Genomic DNA, 15,353 nt, shown 5'->3' on the forward strand with positions numbered 1-15,353 from the left:
CAACCGGCTGCCGGGTAGGCTTCTGCCCTTCCCGCCCGCCCCGAAAGGAACGCGCCGTGCCGACGTCCAGCGCCAGCACCACCGACTCCGCCCGGTCCTCCGCCAACGGCGGCGTCCAGTCCCTGGAGCGCGCCTTCGACCTGCTCGAACGGATGGCGGACGCGGGCGGCGAGGTCGGCCTGAGCGAGCTGTCAGCGAGCAGCGGGCTGCCCCTGCCGACCATCCACCGCCTGATGCGCACGCTGGTGGCCTGCGGGTACGTACGCCAGCAGCCCAACCGGCGGTACGCACTCGGCCCGCGTCTGATCCGCCTCGGCGAGTCGGCCTCCCGGCTGCTGGGCACCTGGGCGCGGCCGTACCTCGCGCGGCTGGTCGAGGAGACCGGCGAGACGGCGAACATGGCCCTGCTGGACGGGGACGAGATCGTCTACGTGGCGCAGGTGCCCTCCAAGCACTCGATGCGCATGTTCACGGAGGTCGGCCGGCGGGTGCTGCCGCACTCCACGGGCGTGGGCAAGGCCCTGCTCGCCGGTTTCCCGCCGGAGGAGGTGCGGGCGCTGCTCGCCCGGACGGGCATGCCCGCCGCGACGGAGAAGACGATCACGACGGCCGACGGGTTCCTCGCAGCCCTGGAGGACGTGCGCCGGCAGGGCTACGCCATCGACGACAACGAGCAGGAGATCGGGGTCCGTTGCCTCGCGGTCCCGGTGCCCGACTCCCCCACCGCCGCGGCCATCTCCATCTCCGGCCCGGCCGGCCGGGTCACGGAGGCGGCGACGAACAAGATCGTGCCGGTGCTCCAGCAGGTCGCCGGGGAGCTGTCCGAGGCGCTGGCGAGCCAGAGCCCGGCGTGACGGGCACAGGGCGGCGCACGGCGGGGAACCCCTCGTCGCCGTACGGGCCCTGACGCGCCCTCACCCGACAGGCCCCGGCCCCCTACCCCTGACCTCGCACCGGCTCCCCGAAGAGATCCACCGCCCGCCGGACCTCCGCCAGCTCCACGGACAGCGCGCTCACCGAGCCGATCGCGCCCGCGAGCAGCAGGAGGGAGCGGCGCAGGCGGGAGATCTCGGGGACGCCGTCGGCGGCTATGGCGGCCACGGCGGCCAGTTCCTCCTCGGCGATGGTCCGGTCGGCGAACTCGCCGGGATGGGCGGCCAGTCGGCGGCGCAACCGGGACACGGCGGAGCGCAGCTCCGCCACGCGCGGGTCGTCGCCCCCGGTCACGGGCCCCTGCCGCTTCTGCTCCACGCTCCGCAACACAGTCCTCCCCCTCGCACCTCGCCGTGCGCATGCCCTTCCGACGCGAAGTCCCCCACACCGGGCAGCGATCGGGCGCCCGGCCGGTCGGTGCGGGCGACAGTAAACGACGCGGGCCGCCGGGCGCCAGTCCATTGCGTCATCGACTTGTTTCGCTGAGTGACTTTCTGGCCCGGGGCGCACGCCTGTCCGACGCGCGACCCGCGCCGTCGTACCCCCGTACGGGGCGTGCGGTATGCAGGAGCCATGACGACACGGGAGACGACGGGCGGGGCACAAGCGGTTGCGGGGCTGCTGCTCGCCGCCGGTGGCGGGCGGCGGCTCGGCGGACGGCCCAAGGCACTGCTCCCCCATCGGGGACGGCCCCTTGTGGAGCACGCGGTGCGGGTGTTGCGGGAGGGCGGCTGCGCGAGGGTCCACGTGGTTCTGGGCGCACAGGCCGACGAGGTGCGCGCACGCGCCTCGCTGCCGGGCTGCGTCCTGGTCGACAACCCGGACTGGGAGCAGGGCATGGGGACCTCCCTGCGCGCCGGGCTCGATTCGCTCGCCGGCACGGGCGCCCGGGCCGCCCTGGTGTCACTCGTCGACCAGCCCGGCATCGGACCCGAGGCGGTGGCCCGGGTCCTCGCGGCGCACGAGGGCGAGGAGTCGCTCGTCTCGGCCGCGTACGACGGTGTGCGCGGCCATCCGGTGCTGTTCGGTGCCGCCCACTGGGCGGGCATCGCCGCGACTGCGGAAGGGGACCGGGGGGCACGTGCCTATCTGACGGAGCACCGGCCGGCGATCACCCTCGTCGAGTGCGGCGACGTGGCCCGGCCCTTCGACATCGACACCGAAGCCGATCTGACCCACCTGGAGTGAGCGGGGTGGCACGGAGCGCCACCCTTCCTCGATCCGGAGAATCTCGACATCAACAGATGATTGAACTTCCACCATGAGGAAACTAGTATCCACTGTCCAGAAGCGCCCGGCCTCCCTCAGCTCCATCCCGGGCGCCGATCGCCGTATCCGGGAAGACTGGCACCCGGTGCCACACCGCCGCCGGTTCGTCTTCACAGCTCGCTGAAGGAAGTGACCGTTCATGTCCGCTCCAGCGCCGTCCCCGCTGGCCATCGTCGACGCCGAGCCCCTGCCCCGGCAGGAGGAGGTCCTCACCGAAGCGGCGCTCGCCTTCGTGGCCGAGCTGCACCGGCGGTTCACGCCCCGGCGTGACGAACTCCTCGCCCGCCGCGCCGAGCGCCGCGCCGAGATCGCCCGCACCTCCGCCCTCGACTTCCTCCCGGAGACGGCCGCGATCCGCGCCGACGACTCCTGGAAGGTCGCCCCGGCCCCGGACGCCCTGAACGACCGCCGGGTCGAGATCACCGGCCCCACCGACCGCAAGATGACCGTCAACGCTCTCAACTCGGGCGCCAGGGTGTGGCTCGCGGACTTCGAGGACGCCTCCGCGCCCACCTGGGAGAACGTGGTCCTCGGCCAGGTCAACCTGAGCGACGCCTACACCCGGAAGATCGACTTCACCGACCCGAAGTCCGGCAAGTCCTACGCCCTGAAGGCGGACGAGGAACTCGCCACGGTCGTCATGCGCCCGCGCGGCTGGCACCTGAACGAGCGTCACCTCGTGGACGCCGACGGCACCCCGGTGCCCGGCGCCCTCGTCGACTTCGGCCTGTACTTCTTCCACAACGCCCAGCGCCTGCTGGACCTCGGCAAGGGGCCGTACTTCTACCTCCCCAAGACGGAGTCCCACCTGGAGGCCCGCCTCTGGAACGAGGTGTTCGTCTTCGCGCAGGAGTACTGCGGCATCCCGCAGGGCACCATCCGGGCGACCGTCCTCATCGAGACGATCACCGCCGCGTACGAGATGGAGGAGATCCTCTACGAGCTGCGCGACCACGCCTCCGGGCTGAACGCGGGCCGCTGGGACTACCTGTTCTCCATCGTCAAGAACTTCCGTGACGGCGGCGCGAAGTTCGTCCTGCCGGACCGCAACGCGGTGACGATGACGGCCCCGTTCATGCGGGCCTACACCGAACTCCTCGTCCGCACCTGCCACAAGCGCGGCGCGCACGCCATCGGCGGCATGGCGGCCTTCATCCCCTCGCGCCGGGACGCCGAGGTCAACAAGGTCGCCTTCGAGAAGGTCCGCGCCGACAAGGACCGCGAGGCGAACGACGGTTTCGACGGCTCCTGGGTCGCCCACCCCGACCTGGTCCCGATCGCCATGGAGTCCTTCGACAACGTCCTGGGCGACAAGCCCCACCAGAAGGACCGGTTGCGCGAGGACGTCGACGTCCAGGCGGCCGACCTGATCGCGATCGACTCGCTCGACGCCAAGCCGACGTACGCGGGCCTGGTCAACGCCGTGCAGGTCGGCATTCGTTACATCGAGGCCTGGCTGCGCGGCATGGGCGCGGTCGCCATCTTCAACCTGATGGAGGACGCGGCCACCGCCGAGATCTCCCGCTCCCAGATCTGGCAGTGGATCAACGCGGAGGTCGTCCTCGACAACGGCGAGCAGGTCACCGCCGAACTCGCCCGCAAGGTCGCCGCCGAGGAACTCACCGCCATCCGCGCCGAGATCGGCGATGAGGCCTTCGCGGCCGGCAACTGGCAGCAGGCGCACGACCTGCTGCTGACGGTCTCCCTCGACGAGGATTACGCCGACTTCCTGACGCTGCCGGCGTACGAGCAGCTCAAGGGCTGACGCGCGAGCCGGACCTCTAGCGCTCCGAGTGGCCCAGGGTCTTCCCCGGGGCCACTCGGTCGCGTACGGCCTTCTTCACGGCCGTCGGCTCCGGGAACCCCTGCTCGCGCCGGTCCCAGACGACCTCGTCGCCGACCCGGACGACGAACACCCCGCCCGTGCCGGGCTTCAGGGCCAGTTCCGTCAGTTCGGCCTCGAAGGTCGTGAGCAGTTCCTGCGCCAGCCAGGCAGCGCGGGGCAGCCAGCGGCACCGGGTGCAGTACTCGATCTCGACACGGCCACTCATCCGAGGTGCACCGACCAATCCTGCTGGGCCGCGGGCTTGCCGTGCAGGTCGGGCACCTGCCTGAGCCACGCGGGGCGTCCTTGCTGGTTCTTCGCCGCCCGGAGGGCCTCCTCGGCGGCGAGCTCCTCCCGGGTGGGGAAGTCGGTGGGCAGCCACGCTCCGGAGGCGCGCACGCGCGCGTGCAGGTACGTCACGTACGCCTCGCGCACCTGCTCCGCGGTGGCGAAGCCCGGCTCGTCGGCGAGCCAGGCGTCGGGGACCTCGGCGAGGATCCGCCGCAGCAGTTCCTCGGTGACCTTCGGCGCCAGCTCGGCGTCGGCGGCCCGGACGTCGGGCCCGTAGTGGCCGAGGGCGTGGTGCCGGAAGTCGTAGGCCTTGCGGGGGTCGGTGGCGTCCCAGCGGTGGTGGAAGACGAGGGCGGCGCCGTGGTCGATCAGCCACAGGCGCGGACGGGCGACGCCGAGGGTGGGCCAGACCATCAGGTTGGAACTGTGGACCGTACGGTCGACGTTCACGGTCAGGGCGTCGAGCCAGACGATCTTCCCGGCCTCCAGCGGATCGACGGGGAAGACCCGGGCGATGTCCGGGGTGAAGTCCCGGGCGCCCGGCAGATGGTCCATGCCGAGGTTGACGCCCGCGCTGGCCGCGTGCAGGCCCCGCACCTCCTGGTGCGGCTCGTGGTCCGCGATCGCCGGGTCGAAGTGCACCAGGACCAGCTCGGGGAAGCGCAGCCCGAGGGCGCGGGCCAGTTCCCCCACGATCACCTCGGCGACGAGCGCCTTGCGGCCCTGCGCGGAGCCGGTGAACTTCACGACGTACGTGCCGAGGTCGTCCGCCTCGACGACTCCGGGGACGGAGCCGCCGGACCGCAGGGGTTCGACGTAGCGGGTCGCGGTGACCTCTCTCAGCATGATCCACGACCCCACGAACCGTCAGCCTGGTCTTTCACGGGCAACTCCCTCGCATACCGCCCGAGCATACAAAGCGGGGCGCCCGGGCGCGGCGGCGATCACGCGGACCGGCGGGCTGCCGAGCTCGCCGTAGCCGGATGCGTGCGCGCCGCGGTCAGGGTACGCAGGTCGTCGAGCACCCGGGCGTCCGTGCCGTCCGGGGCGCTCAGCGCGCTGCGCCCCTCGACCCGCCCGGGCGTCGGCGCCCCGGCCGAGTTCCGTCAGCAGCCAGGTCCTCAAGGCCCTGACCGGGCAGGCCGATCCGGTCGCCGTCCTGCTCGGCGCCGCGCTGGTCTGCACGGCCGACCTGCTCGGCCGCACCGTCATCGCCCCCGCCCGGCTGGGCGCCGGCCTGATGACCGCGGTGATCGGCACGCCGTACTTCCTGCACCTGCTGGTCCGCGGCCGCAGAACGACATGACGCCCCAATAGGTCATCAATAGTCAAAGTGTCCCGGAAGTCCCTGTTGTATGGATGCACACACAACAGGAGCGAGGGAGCATGGCCAAGGACATCACGGATTCGGGCCCGCCCCAGGAGGCGAGCCTGAAGCCCGACGCGATCGGGTTCGTCGACGCGCTGGTCATCGGACTCAACGCGACCTCACCCGCGTACTCCGTGGCGGCGGTCATCGGCCCGATCGTGGCGCTGGTGGGCATCTACGCCCCCGGGGTAATGCTCGCGTCGTTCGTGCCCATGCTGCTGATCGCGTCGGCGTTCTACTACCTCAACAAGGTCGACCAGGACTGCGGCACGACGTTCTCCTGGGTCACCCGGGCCATGGGGCCGTGGGCGGGCTGGCTCGGCGGCTGGGCCATCGCCATGACCGGTGTCCTGGTGGTCGGGTCGCTGGCGGACGTCGCGGTGACCTTCTTCCTGCTCGCCGTCGGCCTGGACGGCTGGGCCGACAACGACGCCGTGCGCCAGTTGCTGACGGTCCTGCTGATCCTGGTGATGACGGCCGTCTGCGTGATCGGCACCGAAGTGTCGGCCAAGGTGCAGAACGTCCTCATCCTGGCTCAGGTCGCCTGCCTGCTCGTCTTCGCCGTGGTCGCGCTCTACCGCGTCTACGCCGACACCGGCACCCTCGACGCCATCGATCCGAGGTTCAGCTGGCTCGACCCGTTCGGAGCCGGCGGAGCGCCCCTCACCGCCGCCCTGCTGCTCGGCGTGTTCATCTACTGGGGGTGGGAATCGGCGGTCAACCTCACCGAGGAGGTGGAGAACTCGGCCACCGCCCCGGGCAAGGCGGCCGTCTGGTCGACGGTGCTGCTGCTGGTGACCTACGTCGCGGTCGCCTTCGCGGTGGTGGCCTACGCCGGAACGGACTACCTCGCCGAGAACGCGGCGGAGGAGGAGTTCATCTTCGCCCTGCTCGCCGAGGAGGCGATGGGCGGCTGGGACTGGGTCGTGCTGCTGGCGGTCTCGACGTCGGCGCTCGCCTCCACGCAGACGACGATCATCCCGGCGTCGCGCACGGGCCTGTCCATGGCACGCCGGCACGCGCTGCCCGCGCACTTCGGCCGCATCCACCCGCGGTTCCGCACCCCCGACGTGAGCACCTGGTGGGTCGCCGGCATCGCCATCGTCTGGTACCTCGTCCTCTACCAGCTCAGCGAGAACGCCCTCTTCGACTCCCTCACCGCCCTGTCCCTGCTGATCGCCTTCTACTACGCGCTCACCGGTCTCGCCTGCGCCGTCTACTACCGCCGCCAACTGACCCGCAGCGTCCGCAACTTCTTCCTGATCGGCCTCGGTCCGCTGGTCGGTGCGGGGCTGCTGGCGTGGCTGCTGGTGGAATCCGTGACGGACATGGCCGACCCCGACAACTCCTACAGCGGCGTCTCCTGGTTCGGGCTCGGTCCCCCGCTCGTCATCGGCATCGGCATCGTCGTCGCGGGCGTGGTCCTCATGGTCGTGTGGCGGCTGATGGCGCCCGCCTTCTGGTCGGAACACCCGAGCGTGGTCGACCCGGCCCTCCTCGACGGCAAGGAGTCCTGAAGATGTCGGTGGTCCTCGGCTACGACGAGTCCCCGGGCGCCCTCCAGGCGCTGCGCGTCGCCATCGAGGTGGCGACCGCGTACGACGAACCCCTGGTGATCGTCTACGGCGCCGCCGCCCCCGGTGTCACGGGCGAGGAGTACGGCGCTCATCACGAGGCCGTCCGCGAGGCCGGCAACACCGCACTCGCTCACGCGGTCCGGGTGGCCGACGAGGCCGGGGTGCGGACGTCGGTGGAGCTCATCGACGAGCGGCCCGCGCAGGCGCTGATCGAGGCGGCGGCCCGCCACGGCGCCAGGGTCATCGTGGTGGGCACGTGGGGCGAGAGCCCGGTGCGCGGGGCGCTGCTGGGCTCGACCCCGCACAAGCTGCTGCACCTGTCGAGCGTGCCGGTGCTCTGCGTGCCGGCCGGGTCATGAGCCGTCGGAGCGGCGTCGCGCGAGCGGTGTGAAGACGTACAGGCCGAGGATGTCCGGCAGGGGCGCGACGCCGGGACCACCCTCCCGTACCCAGGAGACGACGTCCTCGGTGGCGGCCGGGTCGTTGACCAGTCCGAGCCACACCGGCCGGGCTCCGGCGGCCCGGCCCGCCGCTGACGGCTGGACGACGATGACGTTGGCCTGGTCGCAGACGTCGAGGCAGTCGGAGACGCGCACCGGTGCCGCCTCGCGCAGGCGCTCGGTCTGGGCGGCGTGATCGACGCCTCTGATCTTGCGGCTGCCGCAGCAGCAGTCCCGGCAGACGACGATGCGGCAGGGGACCCCTGCGTCCTGCCTCGCGGACATGCCGCACCCTCCCTAACTGCCTGTTGTGATCATCATTTCATGCGGGCACCCGGGCCCGGCGGGTCAGGTCCCTGCTCTCAGCGGGTTGGGCAGCGGACGGTAGCGGGCGTCCGCGCCGTCCGCGCCCGTCCAGCGCAGCAGCAGGTTGGTCTTGGCGGGGAGGGCCGGTGAGGTGAGCAGGGCGGGGATCTCGGGGAGGTCGTGGCGGGCGAGTTCGCGGCGGGCGGCGGGCCAGGGGTCGAACCCGGGGTGCCGTTCGGTGAGGGCGCCCGCGATCTCGATGAGGTGGTTGACGACCAGGCAGTACACGAGCCGCTCCCAGCCGGCCTGCCGCGACACGTCCGGCAGCAGCTTCACGCCCTCGGCATCCCGGTACAGCGCCTGCACGGGCAGGCCCTCGGCGTCCACGGCGACCAGGGTGTTCTGCAGGTGTGCCTCGATGACGACGCCGTGCTCGGCGAACGCCGTCAGCGCCGGGGGCACCACCTGGGCCAGGTACGCCCCCCACCAGGCCCCGGGGTCGACGGGGCGGTCGAGCGGGCTGCCGTCGAAGCCCTCGACGAGACCGGCGGCGAGCAGCGGGGTCGCGCCGGGCAGGAGGCGGTCGCCGAAGCCGTCGCGGACGAGGACGGCCAGGGCCTCGAAAGCGAAGTCGGCGGTGCGGTACCCGCGGTCGCCGAGCCAGGCCGGGGGCCCGTCGAACGTCGCGAAGGCGGCACACACGGCCGCGTCCGTCCTGCGCAGGGCGAGCAGGTCGTGGCGCCACAGCCGGCGGATGTCGTTGGTGATGCGCACGTCCAGGCTGAACTTGAGAAAGAGGTCGCACTCGGGCGTGTAGAGCGTGCGGATCGCGGCCGTGGGCCAGGTGTCGACGGCGGTCGTGCCGAGCCTGATCAGCCTGCCGTCCGCGAAGGCGGCCGCGAGCTCCTGCCCGGCCAGGTCGAGCTGCCAGGGGTGGGCCGGGAGCAGGCGGTAGCCGGGCGGGGCGGTACCGAGGGCGTCGAGGGCGGAGGTGTCGCCCTCCTCGACGACGGTGTCCTCGCGCAGTCCGAGCAGGGCCATCGGGAAGCGGGCGTACGCCTCGGGCGCGTACGGCAGCCAGCCGGCGGCGGGGCCGCCCCCGCGCGCCTTGGGGGCCGGGTGGTGGGTGTGGCCGGTGAGGAGGGACTGCTCGGAGCGCAGGTAGAGGTCGTCGGGCGGGGTGGCCCGGGCGCGGGCGGCGAGCAGGGCGGCCAGGGTGTCCCGGCTGTCGAGCATCTCGGCGGGCAGTTCGTGGTTGGACACCGCGGTGTGCCGGCGCAGTTCCTCGGCGACCAGCTTGACCAGCTCGGCGTGGCCGACGCGGTGCCAGGTGCCCGCGACCTCGATCTCCGGTTCGGTGGGCCGCCGCGCTCCGCGCACCCGCAGCAGCCGGCCCCCGCCGGGCAGCCGGTAGACATGGTGTCCGCCCTCCCGGCGCACCGGCCGGGCCACCTCCCGCAGCAGGCAGTTCAGCAGGGGCACGGCGGCATATGCGTCGGCGAGGGCGCCGATGGCCGGGTTGTCGCCGTGGGCCGAGTCGTCGTCGGCGGGCGGGGGCATGAGGTCCACGCGTTCCACTCGTCCCTACGGTCCTTCCAGCGTTCCGGGCGGAGATGATCAGTATGTCGGTCGTCGCCATTCCGCTGTGACGCCCCTATTCGTACCCGAGGAGCCCGCCCGTGCACCGTCCCCCCACCGCCGAGACCGAGGTCGCCGACGAACTGTCCGTCGTACGGCCCGGCCTCCTGCCGCGGTACGAGGCCGAACTGCCCGGCGCCCGGGCGGCCGTGCTGTCCCGGCTGTGGCGCGGTCTCGCCCATGATCCGCTGCCCTGGGTCACCCGCGGCGAGCAGGGCCGGGAGGGGCTGACGCTGTCCCTGTCGGACGGCCGCCGCCTGCACGGCCCGCGGCCGGATCCGTATGCGACCGGCGCGTACGTCACCGTCGTACGGCTCGACGAGAAGGAGTACGAGGATCCGGCGCGGCTGATGACGGACCTCGCCGTACCGCACTCCGCTTCCCTCGCCGCCGAACTCGGGCACGGCGTCGCCTCGTTGGCGCTGTCGAGAGCGGGGCAGGAGGGGGATAGGGACGGCTGGCCGGAGAGCGACTGGGAGTGGGAGCAGCGGATCGTCGACGGGCATCCGTTCCATCCGACGTGCCGGTCCCGGCCCGGCTTCTCGGTGGCCGAACAGCTCGCCTACGGGCCCGAGCACCGGCCGGTCGTGGAGCTGGGGCTGGTGCCGGTGCGGGCGCAGGAGTGCCTGGTGACGGGCGAATGGCCGCGGGAGCTGCGGGACGGGGCGCGGGTGGTGCTGCCGGTGCATCCGTGGCAGGCGGCGCATGTGCTGAAGCGGGCGTGCGAGGAGCGGCTCCCCGCGCATCCGCTGATGTCCCTGCGGACGCTGGCCCTGCCCGGCGGGCCGCATGTGAAGACCTCGCTGAGTGCCCGGCTGACGTCCTCGGTGCGGGACATCTCCCTGCCCTCGGTCGCCGCGTCGGCGATGCTGTCGGACTTCGCCGTGGCGCCCGCGGCGCGCACGGACGGCCTGCTGCACGTCACCCGCACCCTGGGCGCCGCGGCGGCCGGTTCCCCCGACTTCGCGGCCGTCCTGCGGGAGTCGCCGCAGGCGTACGCGGGCAGCGGCGAACGGGTCCTTCCGGTGGCGGCGCTCGCCACCACCGAACTCCCCCGCTCCCCCGCCTGGCTGGCCGGTTTCGCGCGGCTCGCCCTCACCGTCGGGCTGCGGCTGCTGGAACTGGGCGTGGCCCTGGAGGCGCACGGCCAGAACCTCCTGGTGGTCCTCTCGGCGGCGGGCGATCCGCTGCGCCTGGTCTACCGCGATCTGGCCGACATCCGCGTCAGCCCGGCCCGCCTCGCCCGGCACGGCATCACGGTGCCCGATCTGCCCGCCCGCATGGTCACGGACGACGAACGCGCGCTGCGCCGCAAGCTGTTCGGCTCGCTCGTGGCGGGCGCGCTGGCCGGCACGGCCGGATCGGGTCCGGCGCTCGCCGCGGCGCTGGAGAGGGCCGTACGGGACCTGCCGCACACCCCGGACCTCGCGGCGCTGTGCGCGGATCCGCTGCCCACGAAGGCGCTGACGCTGATGCGGCTCTCGCCGCAGACGCCCGGGGACCAGTGGGCGCGACTGCCCAATCCGCTGGTGTGAACCGGCGTTTTGGAGCCGGAGCCGGGTGATCAATAGGATCCGGCGATGATCACAAGAACACGGCTGGCGACAGGGGTCTGTGCCCTGCTCGCCGCGCTGACGGCCGGGCTCGCCTTCCCGGCCGGGGCGGCCGCCGGTGAACCCACGGGCCAGGACGCCCCCAAGGTCGACCTCGTCCTCGATGTGAGCGGCTCGATGCGGGCCCGGGACATCGACGGCCAGTCGCGGATGGCCGCCGCGAAGCAGGCGTTCAACGAGGTGCTCGACGCGACGCCCGAGGAGGTCGAACTCGGCATCCGTACCCTGGGCGCCGACTACCCCGGGGACGACCGGAAGACGGGCTGCAAGGACACCGCGCAGCTCTACCCGGTCGGCCCGCTCGACCGCACCGAGGCCAAGGCGGCCGTCGCCACCCTCACCCCGACGGGCTGGACGCCGATCGGCCCGGCCCTGCTGAAGGCGGCCGACGACCTGGAGGGCGGTAACGGCTCCAAGCGGATCGTGCTGATCAGCGACGGTGAGGACACCTGCGCCCCGCTCGACCCGTGCGAGGTCGCCCGCGAGATAGCGGCCAAGGGCATCGGCCTGACCATCGACACGCTGGGCCTGGTGCCGACCGCCAAGCTGAGCAGGCAGCTGAGCTGCATCGCCGAGGCCACCGGCGGCACCTACACCTCGGTCGAGCACCAGGACGAACTCACCGACCGGGTCAACCAGTTGGTGGACCGAGCGGCCGATCCGGTGGTGACGCCGGTGCCGGCGGAGGGCGCCGACCGGTGCACGGCGGCGCCGACGCTGAAGTCGGGCCTGTACACCGACCGGGAGGAGTTCGGGCAGCAGCGCTGGTACCGGGTGGAGGTCCTGCCGGGGCAGGAGCTGCGCGCCTCGGTGAGCGTCGCGGCCGACCGGGCCGTGAACCCCGACTACGGCGTCCTGCTGCGGGCCGTCACGTCCAAGGGCCGCGAGATCGTGCGCGGCGAGGCGGCGGGCAACGGCCGCACGGACGTGATCTCGACCGGGCTGAGGTACCCCGAGCCCGAGCGTGACGACGCCGACGGCGACAAGCCGGCCGCGGAGACCGTGTGCCTGGCCGTCACCCACTCCTTCTCGGCGGCCTCCGGCGTGAAGGCCACGCCCGGTCTGCCGCTGGAGCTGACCGTCGACGTCGTGGACGGCCCGAGCCAGGCGGGCGACGTGGCCGCCTTCGGCCTCGGCCGCGGCTGGTGGCTGCTCGGCGTGCTGATCCTCACCGGCTTCCTCGCCGGTCTCGTCTGGGGCTGGCTGTCGCGCTGGCGAGTCGCGGTCTGGAGGACCAACTGATGACAGTGGTACGAGCGTTGAGCGCGGCATTGCTGACCCTCGGCCTGGCGGCCGCCCCGGCCGCGGCCGACGCCTCACCGAGTCCGTCGCAGGACGACAGGTCGGCCCCCACGCGGGCCGGTACGTCGTTCCGTACGGCGACGGAGATCGAGCAGGGGCAGTCGGCCACGGCGAGCGGCTCCACCGGCGACTACCTGTACTGGTCGTTCCCCGCCGACACCGGGCAGCGCCCCACGGTCGAGGCGACGGTGAAGCTGCCGGAGACCCACGCCCCGCAGACCTGGCAGATCGACGTCTACGACGGCCTGCGCCGTCGCCAGGCCTGCCAGTACGGGACGCAGACGCGCACCGCCGCGGCGGACGCCTCCTCCGTCGAGCTGGCCTGCGTACTGCGCACGGTCCGCGCCTGGTCGGAGCCGTGGGCCGACGACCCGCTGCCGGGCACCTACTACATCCGGCTGACGACCACCGGCGTCGCCACCGCCGACCTCGGCCTCCCGGTCGGCAGCGAAGTGCGGGTGGACTCCAAGGACATCGGCGGGTCCGCGGCGGTGGACGGCTCGCTCGCCCAGCCTCTGGTGCCGGGGGTCGCCACCAAGCCCGAGAAGGAGCAGGAGGACGCGGCGGTGCTGGCCGGTCTCGAACCCGAGGACGGCTGGACGTCCGGCTGGTGGTCGGACCGGTGGGTGTGGACCGCGGCCGGCGGGATCCTGGCCGCGCTGGCGGGAGTCGGCGGGTACACGCTGACGCGCGGGACGGGACGGCCGTCACGGGTGCCGCCGAGCGCGTGACCGTGCGCGGAAGGCCCGTTCGCGGCGACCGAGCGTCAGCCTCCCTCTGACGTCACCTCAGAAGGCCCGCCCCGTGCGGGCCTTCTCTCCTGCCTCGCGCAGCGCCTTGGCCGGCGTGCCCTCGCCGGTCACCTCGACCCGGCCCTCTCCCACGGCCCGGCCCAGACTCAGTTCCCCCCGGCTGAGAGCCGTGCACGTGGCGGTGTCCAGGACCAGCCGGGCGTCCGGCTCTCCGGGGGCGGGCCCGTCGCCGTACACGGGACCCTCCTCGGCACCGGCGTACAGGTGGAACAGGCCTTCCTCCAGGCGGACTTCGACGAGCCCCTCCCCGTCCAGCAGGCGCAGCAGGGGCAGGGCGAACCAGTGCGCCCGCACCGCGTCCGTCGGCCGCCGCTCCCCGAGCTCGGCTTGCCCCCACTCCCCCAGCGCCTGCAACACCGGAAGCACCTGCCTTCCCCGTGCCGTGAGTTCGTACACGAAGGCCGCGCCGGGCGGCGGCAGCCGCCGCCGGGTCGCGAGGCCGTCGCGCTCCATGTCCTTGAGCCGCGAGGCGAGTACGTCGGTGCTGACCCCGGGCAGGTCCGCGTGCAGGTCGGTATAGCGGCGGGGACCGGCGAGGAGCTCCCGGACGATCAGCAGGGTCCAGCGGTCACCGACCAGGTCGAGCGCGCGGGCGGCGGAGCAGTACTGGTCGTAGCGTCGGCGAGGTGGCATGCGACGCAGTCTAGACAAGTTGTTGGACTTTCCAAGCGCCTACTTGGTAAAACCAAGCAACACAGTCGGCAGAGGGGAAGCGGCGCATGGAGTTCCGGCAGTCCAGCAAGCTCAGCGAGGTCTGTTACGAGATCCGCGGCCCGGTCATCGAGCACGCCAACGCGCTGGAGGAGGCGGGCCACAGCGTGCTGCGCCTGAACACGGGCAATCCCGCGCTCTTCGGGTTCGAGGCGCCGGAGGAGATCATCCAGGACATGATCCGGATGCTGCCGCAGGCGCACGGCTACACCGACTCGCGCGGCATCCTCTCCGCCCGCCGTGCGGTCGCCCAGCGCTACCAGACCCTCGGCCTGGAGGTCGGCGTCGACGACGTCTTCCTCGGCAACGGCGTCTCGGAACTGGTGTCGATGGCCGTGCAGGCGCTCATCGAGGACGGCGACGAAATCCTCATCCCCGCCCCGGACTTCCCCCTCTGGACCGCGGTGACGACCCTCGCGGGCGGCAAGGCGGTCCACTACCTGTGCGACGAGCAGGCCGACTGGTACCCCGACCTCGACGACATGGCGTCGAAGATCACCGACCGCACCAAGGCGGTGGTGATCATCAACCCGAACAACCCCACCGGCGCGGTCTACCCCAAGGAGATCGTCGAGGGCATCCTCGACCTCGCCCGGCGGCACGGCCTCATGGTCTTCGCCGACGAGATCTACGACCAGATCCTCTACGACGACGCCGTGCACCACTCGGCCGCAGCCCTCGCCCCCGACCTGGTGGTCCTCACCTTCTGCGGCCTGTCCAAGACGTACCGCGTGGCGGGCTTCCGCTCCGGCTGGCTGGTGGTCACGGGACCGCGGCAGCACGCGAAGGACTACCTGGAGGGCCTCACCATGCTTGCCTCCATGCGGCTGTGCGCCAACGCGCCCGCGCAGTACGCCATCCAGGCCGCGCTCGGCGGCCGGCAGTCCATCGGCGACCTCACCAGGCCCGGCGGGCGGCTGCTGGAACAGCGGGACGTGGCCTGGCGGATGCTCAACGAGATCCCGGGCGTGACGTGCGTGAAGCCGAAGGGCGCGCTGTACGCCTTCCCGCGCATCGACCCCAAGGTGCACAAGATCCACGACGACGAGCGGTTCGTCCTGGACCTGCTGCTGCGGGAGAAGATCCAGGTGGTCCAGGGAACGGGCTTCAACTGGCCGGCCCCGGATCACTTCCGCATCCTGACCCTGCCGCACGCGGACGACCTGGAGGCGGCGATCGGCCGGATCGGGCGGTTCCTCGGTGGGTACCGCCAGTAGGGGTCAGCGGCGTCGGCGAGGGCTGCGGTCAGGCGCCCGGCCAATACGCG

At 72.5% G+C, this 15,353-nt stretch carries 15 protein-coding genes and 1 pseudogene; 10 read left to right on the forward strand and 6 right to left on the reverse strand.

Going from position 1 to position 15,353, the window contains the following annotated elements; all coding sequences use genetic code 11:
* The first annotated feature begins 56 nt into the window (after window positions 1-56).
* The gene (locus G3I77_RS18085) at window positions 57-854 is read left to right on the forward strand and encodes an IclR family transcriptional regulator (protein WP_248505012.1); all 798 of its coding nucleotides are present in this window, start codon (window positions 57-59) and stop codon (window positions 852-854) included.
* Between the two features lie 82 nt (window positions 855-936).
* On the opposite strand, the gene G3I77_RS18090 is transcribed toward G3I77_RS18085, so the two are convergent.
* Window positions 937-1,263 carry a DUF5955 family protein gene (locus G3I77_RS18090; protein ID WP_248505014.1) on the reverse strand — a complete coding sequence of 109 codons (327 nt, stop codon included), beginning with the start codon at window positions 1,261-1,263 and terminating at the stop codon, window positions 937-939.
* A gap of 243 nt (window positions 1,264-1,506) precedes the next feature.
* Here G3I77_RS18090 and G3I77_RS18095 point away from each other — a divergent pair, with 243 nt between their 5' ends.
* Together G3I77_RS18095 and aceB are read left to right on the forward strand one after the other, a co-directional pair.
* Window positions 1,507-2,121 carry an NTP transferase domain-containing protein gene (locus G3I77_RS18095; RefSeq protein ID WP_248505016.1) on the forward strand — a complete coding sequence of 205 codons (615 nt, stop codon included), beginning with the start codon at window positions 1,507-1,509 and terminating at the stop codon, window positions 2,119-2,121.
* 220 nt (window positions 2,122-2,341) lie between these two features.
* Window positions 2,342-3,967 carry a malate synthase A gene (gene aceB / locus G3I77_RS18100; protein ID WP_248505018.1) on the forward strand — a complete coding sequence of 542 codons (1,626 nt, stop codon included), beginning with the start codon at window positions 2,342-2,344 and terminating at the stop codon, window positions 3,965-3,967.
* A 16-nt stretch (window positions 3,968-3,983) separates the two neighbouring features.
* Here the strand turns inward: aceB and G3I77_RS18105 are convergent, their stop codons facing one another.
* Window positions 3,984-4,253, reverse strand: coding sequence for a SelT/SelW/SelH family protein (locus tag G3I77_RS18105; protein WP_190197490.1), 270 nt, complete (start codon window positions 4,251-4,253; stop codon window positions 3,984-3,986).
* Entirely contained in the window at window positions 4,250-5,164 is a 915-nt protein-coding gene (locus G3I77_RS18110) for a HipA family kinase (protein WP_248505020.1), read from the reverse strand. The genes G3I77_RS18105 and G3I77_RS18110 overlap by 4 nt, the downstream gene beginning before the upstream one ends.
* 301 nt (window positions 5,165-5,465) lie before the next feature.
* On the opposite strand from G3I77_RS18110, the pseudogene G3I77_RS18115 reads away from it, so the two are divergent.
* The 3 genes and pseudogenes from G3I77_RS18115 to G3I77_RS18125 all read left to right on the forward strand — a co-directional run.
* A pseudogene (locus G3I77_RS18115) lies at window positions 5,466-5,624 on the forward strand (iron chelate uptake ABC transporter family permease subunit); the annotation flags it as partial.
* A gap of 80 nt (window positions 5,625-5,704) precedes the next feature.
* A complete protein-coding gene (locus G3I77_RS18120; RefSeq protein WP_248505022.1) occupies window positions 5,705-7,204 on the forward strand; it encodes an APC family permease in 1,500 nt (499 codons plus the stop codon).
* A gap of 2 nt (window positions 7,205-7,206) precedes the next feature.
* A complete protein-coding gene (locus G3I77_RS18125; RefSeq protein WP_248505024.1) occupies window positions 7,207-7,623 on the forward strand; it encodes a universal stress protein in 417 nt (138 codons plus the stop codon).
* On the opposite strand, the gene G3I77_RS18130 is transcribed toward G3I77_RS18125, so the two are convergent.
* Window positions 7,618-7,989, reverse strand: a complete 372-nt coding sequence (locus tag G3I77_RS18130) for a (2Fe-2S) ferredoxin domain-containing protein (RefSeq protein WP_248505026.1) — start codon at window positions 7,987-7,989, stop codon at window positions 7,618-7,620. The genes G3I77_RS18125 and G3I77_RS18130 overlap by 6 nt on opposite strands.
* A gap of 63 nt (window positions 7,990-8,052) precedes the next feature.
* Window positions 8,053-9,588, reverse strand: a complete 1,536-nt coding sequence (locus tag G3I77_RS18135) for an IucA/IucC family protein (RefSeq protein WP_248505028.1) — start codon at window positions 9,586-9,588, stop codon at window positions 8,053-8,055.
* A 101-nt stretch (window positions 9,589-9,689) separates the two neighbouring features.
* On the opposite strand from G3I77_RS18135, the gene G3I77_RS18140 reads away from it, so the two are divergent.
* From G3I77_RS18140 to G3I77_RS18150, 3 genes are read left to right on the forward strand one after another with little or no spacing between them, the layout of a single operon-like run.
* Complete coding sequence (locus tag G3I77_RS18140; RefSeq protein WP_248505030.1) at window positions 9,690-11,183, forward strand: IucA/IucC family siderophore biosynthesis protein; 1,494 nt, start codon at window positions 9,690-9,692, stop codon at window positions 11,181-11,183.
* A gap of 45 nt (window positions 11,184-11,228) precedes the next feature.
* On the forward strand, window positions 11,229-12,503 hold the full coding sequence (locus G3I77_RS18145) for a VWA domain-containing protein (protein ID WP_248505031.1): 1,275 nt from the start codon (window positions 11,229-11,231) through the stop codon (window positions 12,501-12,503).
* Window positions 12,503-13,294, forward strand: a complete 792-nt coding sequence (locus G3I77_RS18150) for a hypothetical protein (protein ID WP_248505033.1) — start codon at window positions 12,503-12,505, stop codon at window positions 13,292-13,294. The genes G3I77_RS18145 and G3I77_RS18150 overlap by 1 nt, the downstream gene beginning before the upstream one ends.
* A gap of 57 nt (window positions 13,295-13,351) precedes the next feature.
* On the opposite strand, the gene G3I77_RS18155 is transcribed toward G3I77_RS18150, so the two are convergent.
* On the reverse strand, window positions 13,352-14,008 hold the full coding sequence (locus G3I77_RS18155) for a helix-turn-helix domain-containing protein (protein ID WP_248505035.1): 657 nt from the start codon (window positions 14,006-14,008) through the stop codon (window positions 13,352-13,354).
* Window positions 14,009-14,094: 86 nt separating this feature from the next.
* Here G3I77_RS18155 and G3I77_RS18160 point away from each other — a divergent pair, with 86 nt between their 5' ends.
* Window positions 14,095-15,303 carry a pyridoxal phosphate-dependent aminotransferase gene (locus tag G3I77_RS18160; protein ID WP_248505037.1) on the forward strand — a complete coding sequence of 403 codons (1,209 nt, stop codon included), beginning with the start codon at window positions 14,095-14,097 and terminating at the stop codon, window positions 15,301-15,303.
* Window positions 15,304-15,353: the final 50 nt, after the last annotated feature.

The organism is Streptomyces sp. D2-8 (genome assembly GCF_023184515.1).
Taxonomy (GTDB): domain Bacteria; phylum Actinomycetota; class Actinomycetes; order Streptomycetales; family Streptomycetaceae; genus Streptomyces.